This is a genomic window from Sporosarcina sp. SAFN-010, assembly GCF_059415065.1.
In genome coordinates, this window is record NZ_JBPFDS010000033.1 from 1 (window position 1) to 4,791 (window position 4,791).

Annotated in this window: 5 protein-coding genes and 1 pseudogene; 1 reads left to right on the forward strand and 5 read right to left on the reverse strand. The window is 39.0% G+C overall.

The window, feature by feature from the left end; genetic code table 11:
* Positions 1-1,160, reverse strand: a 1,160-nt coding sequence (gene mobV / locus ACR65F_RS17980; protein WP_440505329.1) for a MobV family relaxase, incomplete at its 3' end; no start/stop codon positions are given.
* Between the two features lie 590 nt (positions 1,161-1,750).
* Between mobV and ACR65F_RS17985 the strand changes: the two genes are divergently transcribed.
* A complete protein-coding gene (locus ACR65F_RS17985) occupies positions 1,751-2,533 on the forward strand; it encodes a hypothetical protein (protein ID WP_440505330.1) in 783 nt (260 codons plus the stop codon).
* 22 nt (positions 2,534-2,555) lie between these two features.
* On the opposite strand, the gene ACR65F_RS17990 is transcribed toward ACR65F_RS17985, so the two are convergent.
* The 4 genes and pseudogenes from ACR65F_RS17990 to ACR65F_RS18005 form a co-directional block, all read right to left on the reverse strand.
* Entirely contained in the window at positions 2,556-2,909 is a 354-nt protein-coding gene (locus tag ACR65F_RS17990; protein ID WP_440505331.1) for a hypothetical protein, read from the reverse strand.
* A gap of 17 nt (positions 2,910-2,926) precedes the next feature.
* A complete protein-coding gene (locus ACR65F_RS17995; RefSeq protein ID WP_440505332.1) occupies positions 2,927-3,127 on the reverse strand; it encodes a hypothetical protein in 201 nt (66 codons plus the stop codon).
* Positions 3,128-3,129: 2 nt separating this feature from the next.
* A complete protein-coding gene (locus ACR65F_RS18000) occupies positions 3,130-4,095 on the reverse strand; it encodes a protein rep (protein ID WP_440505333.1) in 966 nt (321 codons plus the stop codon).
* A gap of 513 nt (positions 4,096-4,608) precedes the next feature.
* Positions 4,609-4,791, reverse strand: a pseudogene (locus ACR65F_RS18005) (MobV family relaxase); the annotation flags it as partial.

Genomic DNA, 4,791 nt, shown 5'->3' on the forward strand with positions numbered 1-4,791 from the left:
AAATCGTTTTTAAAAGCTCTCACGTCCACAGCACGCTCTTTTAAAAATTCTTTGGAGCTTTTATATAGCAAACCGATTTCACCCCGTAAATCGCTTACACGCTCTTTTAACGACCGGTTCTCTGAACGCAGCTCGCGAACTTCTACCTTCAACTGCTGATTTTCCCGATCCTTTTCCTGCCACTCGTTGTAAATTAGGTCAATTTTCTTTTCTAGCTTTATATTCTCCTGCACCAGATCCGTACGGAGAAACCGCTCCATGTTATTTTTCAACCGCTCATTTTCTCTCACTGCCGACAGCAGCCGTTTAAATTCCGGTTCAGCCAGCACGACATTTCCAGTCGGTTGTTTCTGTATTTCCTTTTTCGGTTTCCCAAAGATATTTTTCTCCTTGCTCTCGACCTCGACTTTCTTCATTTCCTTCTTGGCCGTAAAGTCCACCTTGACCGGAACTTTTTCATTGAGAGCGAGCCACTCATCTTTTTTCCCTACAATATTTTTTTCTAGCAACTGCACTTCCTTCTCCAAATCCTTTTTCTCTTTATACTCATTCGGATGCAAATGCTTTTCCACGGACCCTTCTTGACCACGCACCACCTCAAAGCCCTGGCGCTGCATTTCAGCCGGGAACTCCTTCTGCAGGGCTTGGAGTTCAGTCCGTTGGAACATGTCCTTTGCAGACAGTCTCCCGTCCTCAGTGATCGGCACAAGGCCCACGTGCATGTGTGGATTCGCCTCGTCTTGATGAACGACCGCATAGAGGGTGTTCTGCTCGCCGTAGCGTTCCTTGATAAAATCGAGCGACCGTTCAAAATAGCGTTTCTGCTCATCCGCTGACAGAGATTTCATATAGTCGGGGGAAGCCGTCACGAGAAATTCAGATAGGACCACAGAATTCGCCCGAGGTTTTCGTTTCACTCGTTCGCTAATTTCACTTTTGATGGTTTGCTCATAGCGTAGTTTTTGGTTATTCAGCAAATCAACATTCAGATGGGAACGCTCATAATCAATATCCGGATTACTTTTACTTTTGCCTTGTCGCTGATTATGTTTTTGAATGCCTTGTACGTCCGAAATTTTAAATTTCTGCACTCGAATGATGGCATAATTCGCCATGATTTCACCATCCTTTTTTTCTGCTCTCAGGGGAGGGGGTTTCAAAATTGAAACCCCCTCTATAAAGCCAGAATAGCACATCAGGCGAAGAGGACCAAAGAAGTTTGGTGTAGCCTACTATACCAATTTCATTGGTGTAGGCTCTGCCGAGGGCTCAAAGCAAGGGAGCCAAAGGCAGCTCCCCCAAGGTCAAAAGCAAGAAAAAGAGCGCCCACGAATGGACGCTCTTTTTCCCTAAATTCACGTGCAAGAGAAGTCGTTTTCCCTTTTCGGTTTTTCCGCAAAGGTTCCTCTTCTTCTCCCAAGATCCAGACCGTGACGCTGTCACACTGCGAGGGAAAAGTTTCCCCTCGACCCCCTCCAAAAAGCTCCCCCACCCCCCTCACTTTTTGAGGGGGCTCCCTCGCCGGTAGGCAGGAACAAACGTGGTTTGTTCCAAGCCAAGAGGGTGAAAACCATCTCTCGTGTCAACTCCTTAAATTCCTTCCGCTATCGCTTCAGTCAGACATTTACCGTTGACACTGCCCCATAATCATATTAAATAAAAAATAAAAATGTAAATCTCCAATATTTTCCCCTAATTACATTTTAAATGGTATAGTCATATTTGCATATCAAATATAGGAGGTTTTTCAATGGACAAGTCAATAGTTATGCACATGAAAAAAATTATTTCCTCACTTTGCGCCTTTCTTTTAATCTTTGGATTAGTAGGCTCTTCTTTCACCAACACAGCAAACGCAGAAACCAATTCAAGTGCACACAATGAATATGGGTTTGAAAAAGAACTAGACTCTATATTTAATGAAAAACAAGCAATCATACTAAATCAAGAAGTATTAAATCTTGAAAATCAAATAAATGATTATCTTGATAAGATTCCCTACACAGAAGAAGAATTTGAAAGTATGAGTGATGAAGAATTTGATAGAGTATACGCTACATATTTCAATAATGAAGAATTTCTTAATCTTGAAAGCGAACACAAAGAAGCATATGAAGCATTAGAAGCACAGCAAATAAATATGCAACCCATGATTGCCCCGCTTCTTGTTCCCATTCTTGCGAGTGTTGCGAGAGTTGCACTACAAACCGTCGTTAAACAGGGAACTAGAGTGGCCTCAACATACTTAAAGAAACATATAAAAAATATCGGTAAAAATTATTCAGTTACCTGGAATATAAAAAACTCGAATAAAAAAGTAACGACATTATTAATGATCCAACACAAACCTACCAAAAGACCTGTATTTAGATTAGACAATGGAAGTCTTCATGCACATTTAACCCCAGGCACATCCACTTGGTTTTGGCACTTCCATATAGGCGGAACACCGACTGCTATGAAACAACATCATTCTTTAAGAGCAATAATACCTGCAAAACACAAACCAAAGTCAAGTTTAACTTTATATTAAAAAGTGAAGAACGCTTATAATACTATAAGCGTTCTTCACTTTTCTTTAATAAAGATGCTGGAGAATGAGGTACAGCACTATCCGTTATCTCATTTACAAAATAAATATTAGAATTAACATCACCATACTGTCCTGTATAAGGCATTTCTATAGACTCAAACAAAGCCATATCATCATCAGATACATTAATTATAAAGGCTTGATAATCCTCTGCATCAGACGCAGTAAAATCCCTTACAGCCTCACCTTTTTGCAAAGCCTCATCAATCATTTCTTTCAGCTCAAGTAAAGCCTTTTTATTTCCTACAATAAATGACTCATGATGTGGCATAAATTGTGCATAAACGTGAAGATAATTAGTACTTTTAAAAGTCAAATCACTCTTCCTCCTCTTTAAATAATATATTTAATAGCTCCTTTAAAAACAGAAACCTCGACTAATTTACTTTCTCTTTCAACTTCAAGAATGATTTCATACACGAAAACTTTAAGTAATTTCCCTCGCAATACTTTTCCATCCAAAAAGTAAATTGCAATTTCTTCTCCTATTTTGTGTATGTATCCATACTTTCTTTTCTCTTCATTTTCAGCCATGCTCATTCCACCTCATCACCTTCCTCAATGAACTTAGCTCGCTCATTGTACATTTCCATTTCCTCTTGAGTGAGTTCACGTAATTTACTGTCGTAGGTTGAGCCTTTCCAAACTGACTGAAGCAAGTGCGTATACTCATCTTCATTCTCTTTTTTAAATCGGTCCAACTCACCATTTTTAAATTTCTTAGCATAGTCTTTCATCATACCCGAGTAAACAATCAATTGGCGCCGTTTCAATGCCATATAAAACGTATCAAACACCGCTTCACTGTGGTACAAATCACTGCCCTTAGCCGAGTATTTCGCAATTTCAAGCACTGCATTAGAGTTGCTTGTTTCGGTAGCACGTACTTTTTTAGCGTCTACTTGTGTAATCGAGTTATCATTCATACAATCACGCCACATTTCAAGCCATTCAGACTTACTAATAGCATCACGGTTACCAAAATAACTTTTATTCACTGCCACGATAATGTGCATGTGAGGATGGTACGTGTTATATGTAGGGTTCGGATCTCCCACTTTCAATCCTCGCCAATCGTAGTAATCCTTTTTACGTTTGTACAGTTTTTCGGTAATATATTTTTCTTGGTCAGTCGTGACTTCCAGTTTGCGAATGTAACCTTTCACGACACGTTCTACATTGCGCCTCTTAAACAAACGATTTACCGCTTTATTGAATTGATCAATCTCATCACACAATTCTTCACCGCTGACACTCGGCGCTGTCAATGTCAGAAACAAAAACTCTTTCCCTTCAATCTCTTTCACAGCTTCCATCAAGATTGAAATTTTGATTGCATTTTTTTTCGCTGTTTTCCATGTACAAATTGGACAGAACCGATTCCCACAGGCATCCGTTCGATACAACCGCTTAACGCTCATTTCTTTATTTGTCAGGTGATGAAACCAACTGGAACATGTGTCAAAACGATTGATCATTTTAACTGATACATGCTTTTCCATATAATCGGCTGCCTTTCTGTTCAAATCCTTTTTCACTCTGTATTTTCCGAATATTTCTTTGCCTAACACAGTCTTTTCCAAGTGCGATTTTGAGAGTCTGCCCTCTTGTTTTTTTTTCATAGTTGTTGTAAAGTCACAGGAGAATATTCTTTTTCAAAACATAAAAAAGTGACTTGTCCCCTTTCTTAATTGTTTGGTTTTGTGTCGTAACTCAACCTTAACAGTTTAAGAGTTTAGGAGACAAGTCTTTTTTTAAAACAGCATACAAAACTAATCAATAATAGAGGCTTCAAAAACCTTGAGAGAGTAAGGTCTAAGCCCTACTAACCTAACCATTTCAAGTGCGGAAATAGTTAGGTATAGTATCAAGAAAGAAGAGACTTGTTTTCAACTCGTCTCAAAAACCATAAATTCAAGAACAAAAACAAGTTCAAAACATAAGAGCAAAACCCATAGAAAAAAAGAGCCGATTTCCTGAAGAGGACAGCCGGCTCTTTTTTTTTTTTTTTTTTTTCATCTTTCCAAACCTCGATCACGTTCTTTCCTCAATTCACGCTTATGGACATTTTCAAATTCACTACCTGTTATTTTCTCTTTCACCTTGTCCACCAAGTCCCTGAAATCGTTTTTAAAAGCTCTCACGTCCACAGCACGCTCTTTTAAAAATTCTTTGGAGCTTTTATATAGCAAACCGAT

Excerpts from the sequence above, each read along its gene's own strand:
- ACR65F_RS17985 (WP_440505330.1), top strand. The coding sequence starts at position 1,751 with ATGGACAAGTCAATAGTTATGCACATGAAAAAAATTATTTCCTCACTT.
- ACR65F_RS18000 (WP_440505333.1), bottom strand. The coding sequence starts at position 4,095 with ATGGAAAAGCATGTATCAGTTAAAATGATCAATCGTTTTGACACATGT.
- ACR65F_RS17995 (WP_440505332.1), bottom strand. The coding sequence starts at position 3,127 with ATGGCTGAAAATGAAGAGAAAAGAAAGTATGGATACATACACAAAATA.